At 37.1% G+C, this 17,905-nt stretch carries 19 protein-coding genes; 14 read left to right on the forward strand and 5 right to left on the reverse strand.

Going from position 1 to position 17,905, the window contains the following annotated elements:
* The first annotated feature begins 38 nt into the window (after positions 1–38).
* The 5 genes from JNUCC51_RS14420 to JNUCC51_RS14440 all read left to right on the forward strand — a co-directional run bounded on the left by JNUCC51_RS14420 (position 39) and on the right by JNUCC51_RS14440 (position 4,363).
* Complete coding sequence (locus JNUCC51_RS14420) at positions 39–539, forward strand: GNAT family N-acetyltransferase (RefSeq protein WP_337992239.1); 501 nt, start codon at positions 39–41, stop codon at positions 537–539.
* Between the two features lie 112 nt (positions 540–651).
* Positions 652–1,683 carry a Delta(5) desaturase DesA gene (gene desA, locus JNUCC51_RS14425; protein ID WP_337988633.1) on the forward strand — a complete coding sequence of 344 codons (1,032 nt, stop codon included), beginning with the start codon at positions 652–654 and terminating at the stop codon, positions 1,681–1,683.
* A 173-nt stretch (positions 1,684–1,856) separates the two neighbouring features.
* Entirely contained in the window at positions 1,857–3,005 is a 1,149-nt protein-coding gene (locus JNUCC51_RS14430; protein ID WP_443136953.1) for a sensor histidine kinase, read from the forward strand.
* Between the two features lie 16 nt (positions 3,006–3,021).
* On the forward strand, positions 3,022–3,633 hold the full coding sequence (locus tag JNUCC51_RS14435) for a response regulator transcription factor (RefSeq protein WP_134025011.1): 612 nt from the start codon (positions 3,022–3,024) through the stop codon (positions 3,631–3,633).
* A 169-nt stretch (positions 3,634–3,802) separates the two neighbouring features.
* On the forward strand, positions 3,803–4,363 hold the full coding sequence (locus JNUCC51_RS14440) for a methyltransferase (RefSeq protein WP_337988634.1): 561 nt from the start codon (positions 3,803–3,805) through the stop codon (positions 4,361–4,363).
* A 141-nt stretch (positions 4,364–4,504) separates the two neighbouring features.
* Here JNUCC51_RS14440 and JNUCC51_RS14445 read toward each other — a convergent pair whose 3' ends face one another.
* From JNUCC51_RS14445 to JNUCC51_RS14455, 3 genes are all read right to left on the reverse strand, one after another.
* Complete coding sequence (locus tag JNUCC51_RS14445; protein ID WP_100543404.1) at positions 4,505–5,479, reverse strand: proline dehydrogenase family protein; 975 nt, start codon at positions 5,477–5,479, stop codon at positions 4,505–4,507.
* Between the two features lie 78 nt (positions 5,480–5,557).
* On the reverse strand, positions 5,558–6,310 hold the full coding sequence (locus JNUCC51_RS14450) for an ABC transporter permease (protein ID WP_337988635.1): 753 nt from the start codon (positions 6,308–6,310) through the stop codon (positions 5,558–5,560).
* Complete coding sequence (locus JNUCC51_RS14455; RefSeq protein ID WP_337988636.1) at positions 6,307–7,038, reverse strand: ABC transporter ATP-binding protein; 732 nt, start codon at positions 7,036–7,038, stop codon at positions 6,307–6,309. The genes JNUCC51_RS14450 and JNUCC51_RS14455 overlap by 4 nt, the downstream gene beginning before the upstream one ends.
* Before the next feature lie 110 nt (positions 7,039–7,148).
* On the opposite strand from JNUCC51_RS14455, the gene JNUCC51_RS14460 reads away from it, so the two are divergent.
* Complete coding sequence (locus JNUCC51_RS14460; protein WP_337988637.1) at positions 7,149–7,649, forward strand: methylated-DNA--[protein]-cysteine S-methyltransferase; 501 nt, start codon at positions 7,149–7,151, stop codon at positions 7,647–7,649.
* Between the two features lie 92 nt (positions 7,650–7,741).
* On the opposite strand, the gene JNUCC51_RS14465 is transcribed toward JNUCC51_RS14460, so the two are convergent.
* Complete coding sequence (locus JNUCC51_RS14465) at positions 7,742–9,037, reverse strand: ammonium transporter (RefSeq protein ID WP_337988638.1); 1,296 nt, start codon at positions 9,035–9,037, stop codon at positions 7,742–7,744.
* 13 nt (positions 9,038–9,050) lie between these two features.
* Positions 9,051–9,392, reverse strand: a complete 342-nt coding sequence (locus JNUCC51_RS14470; RefSeq protein WP_049667798.1) for a P-II family nitrogen regulator — start codon at positions 9,390–9,392, stop codon at positions 9,051–9,053.
* 312 nt (positions 9,393–9,704) lie between these two features.
* On the opposite strand from JNUCC51_RS14470, the gene JNUCC51_RS14475 reads away from it, so the two are divergent.
* The 8 genes from JNUCC51_RS14475 (at position 9,705) to JNUCC51_RS14510 (ending at position 17,797) form a co-directional block, all read left to right on the forward strand.
* Complete coding sequence (locus JNUCC51_RS14475) at positions 9,705–11,165, forward strand: nicotinate phosphoribosyltransferase (protein WP_337988639.1); 1,461 nt, start codon at positions 9,705–9,707, stop codon at positions 11,163–11,165.
* A gap of 22 nt (positions 11,166–11,187) precedes the next feature.
* Positions 11,188–12,012: an NAD(+) synthase gene (nadE, locus tag JNUCC51_RS14480; protein WP_337988640.1), complete on the forward strand. Its 825-nt coding sequence runs from the start codon at positions 11,188–11,190 to the stop codon at positions 12,010–12,012.
* 305 nt (positions 12,013–12,317) lie between these two features.
* Entirely contained in the window at positions 12,318–12,638 is a 321-nt protein-coding gene (locus tag JNUCC51_RS14485; RefSeq protein ID WP_337988641.1) for an NAD synthetase, read from the forward strand.
* A 1,253-nt stretch (positions 12,639–13,891) separates the two neighbouring features.
* Positions 13,892–14,530 (forward strand): nitrous oxide reductase accessory protein NosL, encoded by a 639-nt coding sequence (locus JNUCC51_RS14490; protein WP_337988642.1) that lies wholly within the window; start codon positions 13,892–13,894, stop codon positions 14,528–14,530.
* Positions 14,531–14,590: 60 nt separating this feature from the next.
* On the forward strand, positions 14,591–15,862 hold the full coding sequence (locus JNUCC51_RS14495; RefSeq protein WP_337988643.1) for a right-handed parallel beta-helix repeat-containing protein: 1,272 nt from the start codon (positions 14,591–14,593) through the stop codon (positions 15,860–15,862).
* On the forward strand, positions 15,859–16,311 hold the full coding sequence (locus JNUCC51_RS14500; RefSeq protein ID WP_337988644.1) for a nitrous oxide reductase accessory protein NosL: 453 nt from the start codon (positions 15,859–15,861) through the stop codon (positions 16,309–16,311). Before JNUCC51_RS14495 ends, JNUCC51_RS14500 begins: the two co-directional genes overlap by 4 nt.
* Entirely contained in the window at positions 16,311–17,120 is an 810-nt protein-coding gene (locus JNUCC51_RS14505; RefSeq protein ID WP_337988645.1) for an ABC transporter permease, read from the forward strand. The genes JNUCC51_RS14500 and JNUCC51_RS14505 overlap by 1 nt, the downstream gene beginning before the upstream one ends.
* Positions 17,117–17,797 carry an ABC transporter ATP-binding protein gene (locus JNUCC51_RS14510; RefSeq protein WP_337988646.1) on the forward strand — a complete coding sequence of 227 codons (681 nt, stop codon included), beginning with the start codon at positions 17,117–17,119 and terminating at the stop codon, positions 17,795–17,797. Before JNUCC51_RS14505 ends, JNUCC51_RS14510 begins: the two co-directional genes overlap by 4 nt.
* Positions 17,798–17,905: the final 108 nt, after the last annotated feature.

Below are 17,905 nucleotides of genomic sequence, written 5' to 3' on the forward strand. Positions count from 1 at the left end.
TATGCCGAGGCATAATTGATGGTTAGGACGTGAGCATGATGATTCGATTAATGGAAGAGAAAGATATATCTGGGGTTTTAGATATTTACAATGACATTATATTAACTAGCAAAGCTGTTTATCGATATGAAACACAATCGTTAGAAGAAAAAAGACAATGGTTCAAGGAACAGCAAACACTTGGTAATCCACTGCTAGTCTTTGACGAAAATGGCATAGTAGCCGGCTTTGCAACATATAGTCAGTTCCGTCCATATCCAGGTTATAAACACACAATGGAGCACTCTGTATATGTGCATAAGGATCATTATCAAAAGGGGATAGCTTCACAATTAATGCAGGATCTTATTCGAATTGCTAAAGGGCAAGGTGTGAAGACACTTGTAGCGGGCATTGATGGTGAAAACATCGGAAGCATTAAAGTACATGAAAAACTAGGCTTTGAATATGTAGGTACAATTAAAAATGCAGGCTATAAATTTGATCAATGGCTAGATCTTACATTTTATCAGTTACAGTTAACTGAACCAAAAGCATAGAAAGGGTATGACAAATGTCATATCCTTTTTATGATGTTTGCTTCTGTTGCATGATTACACTCTTGTTTTATGATGAGGTCATAAGGAAAAAGGAAACGAGGGAGTAAAAACAATGGCAACTGATCGAGAAAAAACAAAAAAACTGCGCCAGGATGTAGCACCATATGCGAAGTCTGATACAGTTAAAAGTATTTTTCAAATGGCGAATACAATTGTACCTTTAATCGCTCTATGGGTAGCTGGTTATATGTTAATGGATATTTCACCATGGCTAACAGTTGGGTTAAGTGTAATTTCTGCTGGCTTTGTCGTACGAACATTTATTATTTTCCATGATTGTACACACGGTTCATTTTTCAAAAGTAAAAAAGCAAACGACTGGGTTGGTTTTGTAACTGGAGTGTTAACATCATTCCCATATGAAAAATGGAAGCGTGAACATACAATTCACCACGCAACTAGCTCGAACTTAGACAAGCGTGGTATCGGTGATATTGATATGATGACAGTGGAAGAATTTTTACAAGCATCGAAAGGACAACGTTTATGGTATCGTTTTTACCGCAATCCGTTCGTAATGTTCGGCTTAGGTCCACTATTTATGGTATTAATATTAAATCGCTTTAATCGTAAAGATGCAAAACAGAAGGAACGCTTTAACACATATTTAACAAATGTCGTTATTGCCGGAATTTGTATAACTTTAATTTACTTTATGGGTTGGCAAGCATTTTTATTAGTACAGGGTGTAACACTATTTGTTGCTGGTTCACTTGGTATTTGGTTATTCTATATCCAACATACGTACGAGGATTCTTATTTTGAGCATGATAAAGAATGGGATTATGTAAAGGCTGCTGTCGAAGGTAGCTCGTATTACAAATTACCGAAGCTATTACAATGGGCTACTGGCAATATTGGCTTCCACCATGTACATCATTTAGCACCTCGTGTACCAAACTATAACCTTGAAAAAGCGCATAATGAAACACCGCCATTACACACGGCGACAACAATAACATTGCGTACAAGTTTAGAATCATTACGCTATAAGCTATACGATGAAGACCAAGGTAAGTTTGTAAGCTTTAAAGAAGTTAATGAAATAATTAAACGAAAAGCAAGGGGCAGTGTTGCTGCTTAGTAGAATTTTTTCAGCCATCTCGTCGAAGGGATGGCTGTTTTACGTAAATAAAACATATATTGTGGATGAAGCAATTAATATGTAATTTACAGCTGTCATGGTAAAAACCATGTACAGGCATAAAATTAATTTTCTTGTTATAATAAGGGAAAAGTAGGAAAGAGCGTGAGATTATGTTGAGGAAATCGCACAGTATTATTCCGAATAGTCCAATGCTCAGTATATATTTGTGGATTATTTTCTGTTTCCTACCGTTTTTCTTCATTTTTAGAAAATCATCTTATATAGAAATATCAATAGGTATTACATTTTTAATGCTATATTTTATTTTCTATCGGTTTTCCATGAATTCGAAAAACGGTCTTGTTTATATGTGGATTAGTTTTGAAATGGTCATTAATATCGTTATGACCATACTATATGGCTATGTGTATTTATCGATTTTTACAGCTTTCTTCATTGGAAATATTCGTAAACCTGTTGGCTTCTATATTATGTATGGACTACATATTGGCTTTACGGTTATTTCTACAGGTGTTGGCTTTTTCGTAGAGCTACACTTATTTTTATCACAACTACCATTTGTTGTTTTAACAATACTAGCGGTTGTGCTTCTCCCACTAACGATTTATTCAAAAAATAAACGCGAAAATTTAGAGGGTCAGCTTGAGACTGCTAATGAACGAATAGCTGAGTTAATTGTTTTTGAGGAACGCCAACGTATTGCTCGGGATTTACATGATACACTCGGTCAAAAGTTATCGATGATAGGCCTAAAAAGTGACTTGGCTTCAAGATTAATTGAACGTGACCCACAGCAAGCTCTAACAGAGATTAAAGATATTCGTCAAACGGCAAGTATCGCATTAAAAGAGGTACGTGAATTAGTATCGGATATGCGAACAGCTAGGTTTGAGGATGAGCTTATGCGTATTTCTCAAATATTAAAGGCTGCGGAAATGGAGTTTGTATTTGACGGTGATAAAGATACTTTACAAGTTCCACCACTTGTAGAAAATGTATTATCAATGTGCTTAAAAGAAGCGGTTAATAATGTCGTAAAGCATAGTGGTGCTACAAAATGTGAAATTGCTTTCCATCAAAATTTTAAGGAAGTATATTTAGTTGTTCGTGATAATGGACAAGGAATCACCAAAAAGCAAGCTTGGAAGACAGGTAACGGATTAAAGGGAATGCGAGAACGGTTAGAGTTTATAAATGGTTCTTTTAAAATCGAAAGTGAAGAAGGCACTACATTAACAGTGTCGATTCCAGTGGCGATTACGCATCAGAAGGTCAAAGAAAATCTGAAGAACATATAGAAAAGAGGTTTGCGACATGATACGAATTGTAATTGCTGAAGATCAGGGTATGCTATTAGGCGCACTTCGTTCATTACTTAGTATGGAGGATGATATGGAGGTTGTCGGATTAGCAAAAAATGGTGAAGAAGCATTGGCGCTTGTTGAAGAGCATCAGCCTGATATTTGTATTATGGATATTGAAATGCCAGTGAAAACTGGATTGGATGCTGCCGAAGAACTGCATTGTACAGGTTCTGATTGTAAAGTGATTATATTAACGACATTTGCAAGGCCGGGTTATTTTGAACGTGCAAGAAAATCAAGCGTTCGTGGCTACCTACTAAAGGATAGTCCGATAGAAGAATTGGTCACTGCCATTCGTACAATTATGGACGGCAAAAGAATATATGCGCCTGAACTCGTTGATTTTGTCTATGAGGATGATAGTGAAAATCCTTTAACTGATCGAGAGAGCCAAGTACTGACACTTGTTGCAGAGGGAAAAACGACAAAAGAAATTGCTGCAGAATTATTTTTATCGGCAGGGACTGTTCGTAATTACATCTCTACTATTTTAGAAAAATTAAATGTTGGGAATCGTATTGAAGCCATTGCACGCTTTAAAGAAAAAGGGTGGAATAAATAAATAGCTTAAGAACCTAACATGATAACCTTATACCGAAGGAAGACAAAAGGCATTGAATCATTTAAATTCAGTGCCTTTTTTATTGAAAAAATATATTAGAATATTGACTATTTAGACTATAAATGATAATATTTAGAAAACTATAAATATTTTAATAGGAAGGATTGAAATGATCATGGGAAAAATTATGAAAGTTACATCAACAGCATTATTAGCAACAACTTTTGCCCTAACTAGTGCATATCCTTCAGCGGTTTTTGCTGCAAGCAACGATATGGTTGATCCAGTAGTTGAGACGGAGACAGATATCCCATTACAAAGTAATATGGATCTAGCTGTTCAGGCGGCATTAGTCGGTCCTGAAATAAAAAAATTAAATGTACTAGGTCATGAATTTAATGTAAAACCAGCTTCAATTTCGAAAAAGAATGATCTAACAGTTGTGGATGGGCAGATTTCCCATCACTTGAGCTGGCGTCCAGATGATCAGTTATACTACCGTATTGATATAGAAAATGGAGAAGTAAAGAAAGTAGACATTAAAATTGACCGTGGAGGTTGGACAAGTTTATCAGCACCATTTCTTGCTACATTAGCACAAAAGAATGATATCCCAGTTACGCTCGAAATGATACAAGAACTTGGGCAAAAATTAGGTAGTTTTATTGATGGTAAATGGGAGTATGCAGCAGAAGCAATTGTTTCAGCCATTGCGTTACATGTTGAATAATATAAAAATAATCAGTGGGGCTTTTTTCATCCCGACTGATTATTTTTATGAGAAGTTTTTATGCTTGAGAGATCAGAGTTTGAATATCCACAACTAAAGCCAGAAGCTTATTATTTAAGCTTCTGGCTTCTATGTGGGACCTTATTTTTTACGTTTTGTTAAACGTCCAAGAACGAATGCGCCTGCCGCAACAGCAAGGACTGTGTTCGTTTTTTTCGTAAATACTTGTTTTGTAACAAGATTAAGATTTTGAGGACGCTCCGCTAAACGGCGCATAAAGTAGCCGTACCAATCTTCGCCGAATGGTACATATACACAGAAGTTATAGCCTTCTTTTGCAAGCTCTTTTTGCATTTCTGTACGGAAGCCGTAAAGCATTTGGAATTCGAATTTATCAAGTGGAATATTATTGTCTGCTACAAAGCGTTTTACGTGTGCAATAACATTATGGTCATGTGTTGCGATGGACGTAAATTTACCATGTAGTAAATGATATTCGATTAACTCGATGTAATTTAAATCAATATCTAATTTATCTTGGAAAGCAACCTCAGCAGGCTCTTTATAAGCACCTTTTACGATACGAAGGCGATAGTCCTTGAATTTTTCGATATCGTCCTTAGCGCGGTAAAAGTAAGATTGGATAACAGTACCTACATTATTAAACGTTTTCGATAGCTCTTCCACCATATCAAAGGATGTTTGTAAACGACCGTAGTCTTCCATATCAAAGTTAACAAATATATCATATGCTGCTGCTTTTTCTACAATCTCATATAAATTATCGTAACAAAAATCAACATCAATATCTAAACCTAATTGAGATGGCTTTAACGAAATATGTGCATCAACGCCATTCTCATGAATAGCATCAATAACAGCAAGGATTTGTTCTTTAGCTTTTGTTGCTTCTTCTTCAGTCGAAACAAATTCTCCTAAATTATCTACTGTGCAAGAGATTTTATGTGCGTTAAGCTCTTTGATGCTCGCAATTGTTTCTTCAATATTTGTACCAGCTACTACACTTTGTGCTCCTAATTTTAGTCCGTATTTTTTTGCAGCACTATTTAATAGTTGGTTTTCAGATAAATGGATGAAAAAATCGCGTAATAACATGGTCATTCTCCTCACTGCATTTCTTTTTTCTATATTATAACACAATTTAGAAAATAAATATTGTTTTTACTATAACAATTATTTCACTTCAAGTATTTGCATACGCTCATTAAAAAGAGCAGGATAGCTTAAAAAACCTATCATTATGCTAGATAATGTCGCTGCTGTTAGCAGGGCGAAAATGATTAATAGTTGGAATTGTACCGCTTGAATAGGATCTGCTCCACCAATTATTTGGCCACTCATCATACCTGGTAATTGAACAAGGCCAATTGTTTTTTGGCTTTCAATTGTAGGAATCATACTTGCCTTTATCGCATTCATTAGCTGTCTACGAATTGCCTGTTTTGGTGTACCGCCAAGTGATAAAATTAACTCAATTTCGTTCTGATGACTTGCAATTTCCGAAGTAAAACGATTTAAAAACAGAACCGATAATATCATTGAATTACCAATCATCATGCCGCTAATTGGAATAATATACTGAGCTGTTGCAGGTACAATATCAAAACCAAGCAATACTCCTTGCGTAACAAGTTCTACTACAATGAGTGTCAGTGCTATTTTCCATGTAATACCTTTAATGCCTTTCCCTTTTTTACGAGCATTTAGTGTTGCTACTATAATCATTAAAGCAACCATAAGGAAAATATAATTATAGCTTTGAGCATCAAAGACAAATTTTAAAATATAACCGACGGCAAGTAGTTGAATAATAGAGCGAATAGTAGCGATGAGTGTATCTTTTTCAAGTCCTAGCTTTAAGGTTTTTGACAATAGAAGAGGGATTAAAACAAAAATTAACGTTAAAGAAAGAGAAGTATACGTCATATATTCACCCCTTGTACAAATTCAACGACACGTGGATTTTTAGGTGCATTAAGCAAGGAGCTTTTTCCTGTTTCAATAAGTTCTCCGTCCATCATGACCCAAGTGTAGTGTCCGATTGTCAGCGCTTGCTGTAAATTATGAGTTATCCAAATGATAGTGACATTAAACTTTTTATTGATTGTAGCAATCAGTGTCTCAATTTCTTGCACGGATTGACGGTCTAGTGCAGATGTGATTTCATCTAGCAATAAAATGGAGGACTGATTAATAAGTGTTCTTGCAATAGAGACTTTTTGTCGTTGTCCACCTGATAATTTATTCGTAGGGCGTTGTAAAAAGCTTTGATCGAGTCCAACGTCTCGTAAATATTGGATAGCTTCTTGCTCTGTAAGCTTTTCTCCTTGTAGCGAACGAGGAAGTGCAAGATTGTCAAATACAGTCCCTTCTATCATAGGTGCCGCTTGAAGGGCCATGCTCACATGTCTTCTTAAAGCGGTTGGCTCGTATGTAGAAATGTCTTGATTATCAATTAATATTTGACCATCTGTAGGGGATAATAGTCCATTGCACAATTTAAGTAGAGTTGTTTTTCCAGCACCTGAAGGGCCAACTAATGTAGTGATTTTTTCTTTTGGGAAAGAACCAGTAATCGAATTTAATATCATCTTGTCATTCGATGAAAAGGTGACGTGTTGAAAATGAATAGCAGGCTCATATGATGTATTCATAAAGTTAAAACTCCTTTATACTAATAGGTAAAATAACTGTAGCATGAAACAAAGGGAAGCTAAATAATATTTTACAGGTAATGGGTAAATTAAGTTAAGGGAGATAGAGAATGGATATATTATATGTAGATACATTAACATATGCGCAAGGGAATATGTATATCGTTGCTTCAGATGAAGGACTTGTATATATCGGAACACCGAATGCACCATTTGAAGAGGTGGAAGTTTGGGCAAAAAAGCCATTTAAAGGCTATCGTTTTGAAGAGAATAAAGAAAAGTTACAGCAATATGTTAAGCAGTTAAAGGCTTATTTTAATAAAGAACTTACTAAATTTGATGTGCCAATACATGTCAAAGGGACACCGTTTCAACTAGCAGTATGGGAAGCTTTGAAGGGGCTACCATATGGTACAACAACAACGTACTCAGATATTGCACACCGTATCGGTAATCCGAAAGCAGTAAGAGCTGTAGGCAGTGCAATTGGTGCCAATCCGATATTGGCGATTATTCCATGTCATCGTGTAATTGGAAAAGATGGTAAGCTAACAGGCTTTCGTAGTGGACTAGCTATGAAAGAATTTTTATTGGAGCTAGAGAGAGCATAAACAGGAATCTGCACATACCTTTTGGGAAACAGCTCGCTAAAGGTATTGCAGATTCTTGTTTTTGTATTAAAGAAGCCGGAGCTCAATAAACACTATACATGTTCCTCTTGGACATTATTATTTGTTTTACCGAAATGAGTTAGACGGTGAGCAAATGTTTCTCCTCGAACGGCAGAGCCTTTGAAAATATCCTGAAACTCATAAGCAGGAGCACCATGTTCGATGACATCTAGACCAGTGACTTCTTCTTCAGCAGAAACACGTAATGGCACAAAGGTTTTTATTATAAGTAGACCAGCTGCAACCGAAACGCTAACCCAAGCAATTGTAGCAATAACTCCTATGGCTTGCACTCCTAATTGGCCAAAACCACCACCGTAAAATAAACCTTGACCACCAATATCAAACAAGCCAACTGCAAGAGTACCCCAAATGCCACATATACCATGGACGGCGATTGCACCAACAGGATCATCGACTTTTAATTTCCATTCAATGAAGCGGACTCCCTCGACTAAGAATGGAGCAGCAATTAATCCGATAATAATTGAACCGACAATACTAACATTAGCGGCACCAGCAGTAATACTTACAAGCCCTGCTAAAGCACCGTTTAATGTGAGTGAGCCATCGATATGACCATATCGGAATTTCGTATAAAGGGCAGTAGCCACAACTCCAGCAGCAGCAGCGAAAAATGTATTTGCGATTACGACAGGAACAAGTTTAGGATCAGCAGCTAATGTTGAGGCACCATTAAAGCCAAACCAACCAAACCAAAGTAAAAATACGCCTAAAGCTCCTAATGGAATACTATGTCCTGTAATAATGTTAACACGACCATTTTCATATTTACCGAGACGTGGACCGACCATTACCGCTGCTACAAATGCCGCAACTGCACCTGTTAAATGAACAACGGTAGAGCCAGCAAAGTCGATAAAACCAAGATTTGTTAACCAACCTTGACCACTCCAAACCCAATGACCTACAACAGGATAAACAAGTGAAGACATGAGAATAATAACGCCGATATAAGCAAGAATATTAGTACGTTCTGCCACCGCTCCAGATAATATTGTTGCTCCAGTTGCTGCAAACATCGTTTGGAAAATAAAGAAGGAAAGATTATCTACACCATTTAAGGCAAAGCCACTTGCACCGAAGATACTGCCAACTGAATCACCAAACATAATAGCGTAACCACAGAGAAAATAGACAATACCGCCAAGTGATATAGTTAGGAAGTTTTTCATAATAATATTGACAGCGTTTTTTGAACGTGTAAAGCCAGCTTCAACCATTGCAAATCCTGCATGCATAAAGAAGACTAAAATCGTACCGAGCATCATCCAAATTAAATTTATAGATAATGTTATTTCATCCATGTATACCGCCCCCTTATTCTACTGCAATTGATCCGACTTCTTTTGTGCGGATACGAATTGCTTGTTCAACTGGATAAATGAAGATTTTGCCATCCCCGACCTTTCCGGTTGCTGCCTTACATAATAAAACTTCAACAATAGGGTCTACTTTTTCATCATCTACAATCATTTCTAATTTTAACTTCGGCAAAAATTCAATTTCGTAGGTATTTCCACGAAATAACCCTGTACGCCCTAATTGACGACCGCATCCAGCAATCTCTGAAACACTGAGCCCTGCAATTCCTTCCTGTGCAAGTCCGTCTCTGACAGCACCGAAAACTTCAGGACGGATGATTGCTTCAATTTTTTTCATCAATATCAGCTCCTTGAGTAAATTTAATTTACATGTTAAAACGCTATGAAAAACAGCGCAATAATTTTTTGAATATTCATGTTATATTTTATGACATGGTATATTTCGTCTTTCGTAATAGTTTGCTGAAAAGGTTTTTAAAAGGGGAATGAAAGCGGTACTAAAAATTGTGTCTAAAATGTGTACGATTCGAAATTTTCTTAAAATTCATGTAAGGAAACCTAACATTAATGTAGGAGGATGTAATACGCAAGAATTTGGGTATATAGTGTATACTAGGACTAATTATCAAAGCGGAAGAAGGGGTTTCTTGTGAGATCAAACTATGCAGATGATAGCTTAGCGCTACACACGGACTTGTACCAAATCAATATGGCAGAATCATATTGGGCTGATGGTATACATAATAGAAAAGCAGTTTTCGAATTATATTTTAGAAAATTACCTTTCGGCAATGGTTTTGCAATCTTTGCGGGATTAGAGAGAATTCTTGAGTATTTACGTGATTTCCATTTCACTGATTCGGATATTGCGTATTTACGTGAAGAGGTTGGTTATAAAGAGGATTTTATCGAGTATTTAAAAAATATTCGTTTTACAGGGGATATGTACTCTATGGTGGAAGGAGAAACTGTTTTCGCTAATGAACCAATTATCCGTATCGAAGCGCCGTTAGTGGAAGCACAGCTAATTGAAACCGCATTACTTAACATTGTGAATTACCAAACCTTAATTGCAACAAAGGCTAGCCGTATTAAACAAATTATAAAAAATGAAGTGGCGATGGAGTTCGGTACACGACGCGCTCAGGAGATGGACGCAGCGATTTGGGGAACTCGTGCAGCGTTTATTGGTGGTTTTGCCTCAACTAGTAATGTGCGAGCAGGTAAACTCTTTAATATACCAGTATCAGGTACACATGCTCATGCACTTGTACAGGCCTATAAAAATGATTATGATGCTTTTCACTCCTATGCAAAACGTCATCGTGATTGCGTATTCCTTGTAGACACTTACAATACATTAAAATCGGGTGTGCCAACAGCGATACAAGTGGCTAAAGAGCTTGGTGACAAAATTAATTTTATTGGAATTCGTCTAGACAGTGGGGATATAGCTTTCTTGTCAAAAGAAGCACGTCGTATGTTAGATGAGGCAGGCTTCAAGAACGCTAAAATTATCGTATCAAATGACTTAGATGAATACACGATCTTAAACTTAAAGGCTCAAGGTGCAAAAGTTGATGTGTGGGGAATTGGTACAAAGCTCATTACTGCATATGACCAACCAGCTTTAGGTGCTGTTTATAAAATGGTCGCCATTGAAAATAACGATGGACAATTAGAAGATACGATTAAAATTTCAGCGAATGCTGAAAAGGTAACGACGCCAGGTCTTAAAAATGTATATCGCATTATTGATAGAAAGAATGGCAAGGCTGAGGGGGATTACATTACGATGCAAGATGAAAATCCCCAATCAGAGAAAAAAATTAAAATGTTCCACCCTGTTCATACATTCGTATCAAAATTTGTAACGAACTTTGAAGCTAAGAATTTACATCATCATGTAATTAAAAATGGTGAAATAAATTATCAAAATCCTACTTTGGAAGAAATGCGGGATTATGCAGCTAATAATTTAGAGTTGTTATGGGATGAATATAAACGTGCCATGAATCCTGAGGAATACCCAGTCGATTTAAGCCAAAAATGCTGGGATAATAAAATGCGTAATATTGAAGAAGTAAGTGAAATGGTCAATCGATTGTAAAGCGTAAGGAGTGAAGGACAAAATGACATTACAGCAAGAAATCATTAAGGAATTACGGGTATTGCCTACTATTGATGCGCAGGAAGAGATTCGCAAGTCCATTGATTTTTTAAAGGAATATGCACGTCGTTATAGCTTTGTAAAAGGATTTGTGCTCGGGATATCAGGTGGTCAAGACTCTACGTTAACTGGGAAATTAACGCAGCTTGCAGTAGACGAATTAAATGCTGAGGCAGGAGAAGCGAAGTACTCGTTTTGGGCAGTTCGATTACCATATGGTGTGCAAGCAGATGAAAAGGACTGTCAGGATGCGATTAGCTATATAAATCCTACTAAAACTAGTACGGTCAACATTAAAGATGCAGTAGATGCAAGTGTTAGAGCCCTAATGAATGCGGGTATTGAACTAAGCGATTTTGCTAAAGGGAATGAAAAGGCACGTGAGCGAATGAAAGTGCAGTATTCTATTGCTGCTATGAATAATGCTGTTGTGTTAGGGACCGATCATGCTGCGGAAGCAATTACAGGTTTTTACACAAAATTTGGGGATGGTGGTGCGGATTTAATGCCAATCTTCCGTCTCAACAAGCGTCAGGGTAAGCAGATGTTAGCTGCGCTTGATTGCCCGGGGCACTTATATTTAAAAATACCAACTGCAGATTTAGAGGAAGATCGTCCTTCATTACCAGATGAAGTAGCCCTAGGTTTAACGTATGACCAAATTGATGATTATTTAGAGGGTAAGGAAATCCCTGAAGATGCTCGTAAAACATTAGAAGGGTATTATTTACGTTCACAACACAAACGTCATATGCCAATTACTATATTTGATGATTTTTGGAAGTAATATTTATAAGGTTCATCACTGAAAGATAAAGGATATTTGTTGATAAATATCCCTTTGTATATAAGTTGATTTGAGTGGAGGTAGGGCCACTCCAGGAAAGCGCCTAGCCGGAACGAAATCAACCCCATGCTGTGATGATGAGTAATATTTGGGAAAAGAGTTATAAGAAAAAGTGAAAAATACTTTTTCTTATAGCTCTTTTATCTCTTTTTTAAGCAATTTGGTTCTGTATTATTAAGTTCAAGCATATAATGTCGATATATATACCTATAGAGTTGATAAAAAGTAAAGGAGGGTAATTATTTATGAGGACTTCTAGAGTAAGTTCGACGACTAGTAGTATATTTCGTAACGAAAAACAGTATTTACATGCTGGGGATTTAAGTCATAATTTCGGACAAAATCCGAAGCAACAGTTTAAAAATAGTCTGCAAAAGAATAAAGATAAAAAGCATATCAGTAAAACTAGACAAATACAGCAGCAACGTCCAAATAAAATAGCAGCAAGTTATGAGGACAGTGCTTACGATTTGCAAATACGCAATGAATTAAATGAAACTGCCGTTAAGTTAAGTCTTGTCAGCAAACAAAAGAAGCTTCTCAATAGTTACCGTTCTTCTATATAACATCGTAAATCAAACTCTCTACATCATTATGGATGTAGAGAGTTTTTTATGTGCGCCCGGCATGCGTATGAACTATAGGGTGCAAGTCCCGAACCCCGAAGACAGAAGTAGAGGTTAGCCAAGAGCAAGGGTGTCCGTGGCGACGCTGAATCTGAAGGAAGCTGGAGGCAAAACACCGGTCCGAGGAACACGAACCTCATAGTAGGCTAGGTATGATTGGATGAGTGTGCATAACAACACAAAATCCTTTCTGTCGAAGGTCATATCGAGTAAATGAGGCGGATAGATGGTGTGAAAGTGCATACGCTTACCCGGGGAGGTCTGATGGAAACGTGAAGTACCCTTCATAACCTGCTTGATGACAAGTAGCTGAACCATCAGAAGTCAGCAGAGGTCATAGTACCGTTAACATGGGAAGGACCGAACCATGAAGGAGTGTGGAATAAACTCAAATTTCACTTATTCGATGAAGCAGACAATCCAAAGATGGACTTATTTAGTGGAAGAAATGGTGAATCCCATGGGAGACATTAAGAGGGCTGAGAATACAAGTGGCAAGGAGAGACCGAAAAGCACAACGAATAGGGAGATACAAAATCGCTGTTCGTCAGACTACATGGAACCGCCGTATACGGATCCGTAAGTACGGTGGTGTGAGAGGTCGGGAGTTAATCACTCCCTCCTACTCGATTTGTGTTGAAAAAATGTTGTGACACTTTAAGTTCCACCATATTAATAGCTCTTCGCCAAAAAGAGGGATTGATTTCTGTTCCGACTGGGCGCTTTTATCGCTGACGCTTCGCTTTCGCGCAGTTAAAACATTGTTGCTGACGCTTCGCTTTCGCACAGAGCAGAGCTTCCTGGGGGCGTCCGATGAGCCGCTTGGGCATACAGGATGTTGGTCACGAAGGCGTTATCACAGGACGTGATGGTTTTAGCCTTCGTTCCTCTATTGCTAATCCCCGAGGAGTCGTCCAGTCTCCACTCCAATCAACAACTTTCGGCAAGTCACTCTAATTTTTAGTAATAAAACGAAATTTCTCCAACAGGTCAGGTACACCTTAATTACTTTTAATACAAGGTGTAAAAAATGGGAATAATATATTTTTTATTCAAAATATTTGAAGTCAAGATGTTCAATGAATATTCAAGATAATTTTTCCAATACTTCACAGCTATTTTTAACTTATTTCACAACTTACCTGTAAAGTATTTAATAGAAACAGAAAAAAGAAATATTGGGGGAAGAATTTGTGAAAAGAATATGGTTACCTGCACTTGCTGCATTACTTTTACTCGCGGCATGTGGTACAGAAAAAGATCAAGTTAAGAAAGAAGAGTCTAAGCAAGATGTTACAACAAGTGAAGCAGAAGCAAAGGATAAATCAACACAGGTCGCTTCTTTAGTGGATCCACGTTTACAAGAGCCAAAAGAAGGTACAATGTGTGAAATGTGTAATATGAAAGTGTATTTGAAGGACGAAGATATGGGTGAATTCTCTACTCAAGCAATAAAAGAGGATGGAACAGTTGCCTTTTATGACGACATAGGCTGTTTAGTAAATGCTGAGGTTGCTAATCATGAAAAGAACGAAAAATTTGTACGTGATTTTATCACAAAAGATTGGGTAAAGGTTGATGATGCAACTATCGTCAAAACAGACCTAAAATCTCCGATGAATTGGGGATATATTTATTTCAACGATAAAGCTGATGCAGACAAATATATAGCTGAAAATCCAACTGCGCATGTAGAGGAATTACAAAAAATTAAAGATGATGCTTTAGAGCGACGTAATAAGAGAATGAAAGAAAAAGCTGAAAAAGAAGCAAAAGGTGAAACTGATTCTATGCATATGGAAGAAAAGAATCATGACGGTCAAGGTCATTAAATTGAATGGACTAGGGGGAATCCTCTAGTCTTTTCGTGTTGAATTGGGAGGTAAGGATTGGTGAAAAAAATAGGGTTTACCTTATTATTTTTTCTATTTATGAGTCAGACAGTGCATGCCGATTTTGATGTACAGGAAGCCATTAATGTAGCAAAGCCTGGGGAGGTCGTTCATATTCCTGCTGGTCGTTACCAAGGTAATTTTAATGTGACAAAACCGATAACGCTACAAGGTGAAGAGGGAACGGAACTTATCGGTGAAAGAGACAACCCCACACTCCGAATTGAAAGCACTGCAAATGTCACTGTGGAAAATATAACGTTATCAGGGAAAAATAAAGCGATCGTTGCTAATACTGTAGATGGACTTAAGCTACGTAAGTTACGAATTAAAGATGTTCATACGGGTGTCCATATACAACGTTCCAAAAATGTACACATACATGATATCGATGTGAGTGGCATTGAAGGTCATTATTCCAAAAAAGGTAATGGTGTGGCTGTTTTTAAGAGTGAGGACATCACCATCGAAGGCAATACTGTTGAGAAAGTTCAGGACGGAATTTATATAGAAGAGGTCAAGCATATTGTTGTTCAACGTAATAAAGTGACGAGCGGTCGTTATGGTACGCATTTTATGTATACAAGTGATGCCAAAGCACTCTTAAATACATATGATCAGAATGTGACTGGCCTTATGATTATGATGACAACAAATATATTCCTTGAAAATAATATAGTAGCTAATCATTTTGATTTTAATGGCTACGGTATGCTGCTATATGATGTGCAGCAAGCCAAAATTAAACATAACACGATCAAAAATAACCGAACTGGTGTTGCAATGCAGAAAAGTGCAAATATCCAAATTGAAACAAATGATTTTCAGATGAACCAAACAGCCATTGAAGGTACAGAGGTAAGTGACGACACAATGGCTAGTAGTAATAACTTTACGGGTAACATTTTAACTGCGCGCTCCGATAAGCAAGGCTTTCAACTAGTAAGTAATTATTATGATGATTACTCAGGGATTGACTTAAAAGATAATGGTATCGGTGATATTCCATATGTAGCTGTGTCAAGCTTTGGTCAATGGATGGTACGTCAGCCAGTTTACCAATATTTCGTGGCATCTCCGAGCGTCATTTTACTGACATCGCTGGATCAGCAAATTAATAAGACTGAAAAGAACATGCTTGTTGATAATACTCCAAAATTGGCGATGAAGCATGTAAACGAAAAGAACAAGATAAATGTAGTGCAAATGCTAGTAGGTTTATTCTTGACATTAAGTAGCTTATGGCTATGGAAAAGAGGAATAACAGAATGAAAAACTGGATGATGATTGTAATGCTATGTTGTGGTGTTCTGATGGGCTGTAGTGAAAAAACATATGAGCCTCGTGAAATAGTTAGTGAAACCGATGTTTGTAAAATTTGCAATATGAGTATAGTTCACAATGCATATGCTGGTCAAATTGCATTGAAGAATGGTGATTATGAAATTTTTGATGACATTGGCTGTTTGATGGAATATATAAAAGCAAATGGAGAAGATGAGATAGGGGCGGCTTATATTAAAGATGCAGCAAAAAATGAATGGATTGATGTTTTTAAAGCTGTTTATGTATACAACAAGGATTATTGGACTCCGATGAATTATGGGGTAGTTGCGCTCGATTCAAAGGAAGCGGCACAGGAGTGGATGACTACAGAGGGAGAAGGTCAGCTACTTGCCTATAAGGATTTACACGACTTTAAATGGGGGATCCATAAATAATGTATAGCATGCTTATTAAACTAGAATTAAAGCAAATGCTTAGAAGTCGTTGGATGCAACTTGTAGGCATACTTTTCACATTTGTTTTTACAGCTATCGTTGTCATTCAGCAAATGGCATTACCTGATGTAGAGGGTTTTACAAGACAGACCGCTTCGTTTTTAAATGTATTGTTGTTTTTATTGCCTCTATTTATATTAACTATCGGTAGTATGAGTGTCGCTGGTGATGTGGAATCAGGCTGGTTTTCATTATTAAAGACATATCCGATGACACGTACGCAATATATTGCAGGAAAGTATATTGCCTCCGTACTTGCCTTTTTATTGGTCGTTGTTGTGGCGTTTGGAGTGATTTTAGCGCTTGGTGGATTTCTTGGTGGAGTGCGTTTACCATTTATTTTCATTATTCTAACTTTGCTATGTATCTTCATTTTTGTGTCATTGGCCATTGCAGTAGGAGCTTTTGCAAAAACAAGATTATTTGCACTATCGTTATCACTTGTATTTTGGTCCATTTTTTTATTGTTAATCTCTTATGCTTTAATGGCTATCGGAACTGTCGTGGCGGGCCATATTCTTCAAAAGCTGACGATCATAGCGATACATATTAATCCTGTGGAGTGGATGCGATTTGGTTACTTTATTTTTACAGATCAAGCTAGTGTGCTTGGACCAGCATTTTATAAAGTAACACAGTTTTATTCATCGCCACTAGGTTACGCAGTATACGTAGCTGTGACACTACTTTGGATAATAAGTCCATTAGTTTACACTAGCTTGCTTTTAAAGAAAGGGGATAGAAGATGATGCTATTAGAAACAAAGAAGTTATCGAATATCTATGGTAATAATAGAGGTCTTCAAGAAGCCTCCTTTTCTTTACAGGCTGGGCGTATTTTAGCGCTTGTAGGAGGAAATGGTGCTGGAAAGAGTACTTTAATTCGCCTGCTAACTGGGCAAGAAAAGCAAAAATCAGGAGAAATAATATGGCATAAACCACAAGCTATTCGGTACATGCCTGACGATGTGGATTTCCCGTCTATGTTAACAGCAGCAGAAATTTTGCAGCTACTTGCCTCTTTAAAGCAAATTGGCAAAAAGGAACAGGAAGATGTACTGAGACGCGTTGCTTTATGGGATGTTCGAAAGCAAAAAGTGAAGCATTTCTCAAAAGGGATGCGTCAACGATTGAATCTGGCTCAAAGTTTACTTGGTGAAGGCTCTTTGCTTATTTTAGATGAGCCTACGAATGGTTTAGATCCTTTTTGGATTGCAGAGCTGAAAAAAATGATGCTAGAGGAAAAAGCAAGGGGCTGTACTGTCATATTTTCTACGCACTTACTGGCTTTTGCGGAGGAAGTAGCGGACGATGTGTTAGTTTTACATGAAGGAAACATACTTATTTCTGGTGAATTAGAGGAAATACTTTTACAAGAAAATTCATCTTCATTAGAGAATTTATGGTTAAAAAAATTAAATCTGTAACATTTTGATAGGTAATGGCGTTATACTAAAAGATAGGCTTGTTTGAATTGTATTCAGGCAAGCCTTCTTTTTCATGCTGAAGTATTACTACTTTTCTCGCTAAGTGCT

The sequence above is a fragment of the Lysinibacillus sp. JNUCC 51 genome (genome assembly GCF_015999525.1).
Classification (GTDB): domain Bacteria; phylum Bacillota; class Bacilli; order Bacillales_A; family Planococcaceae; genus Lysinibacillus; species Lysinibacillus xylanilyticus.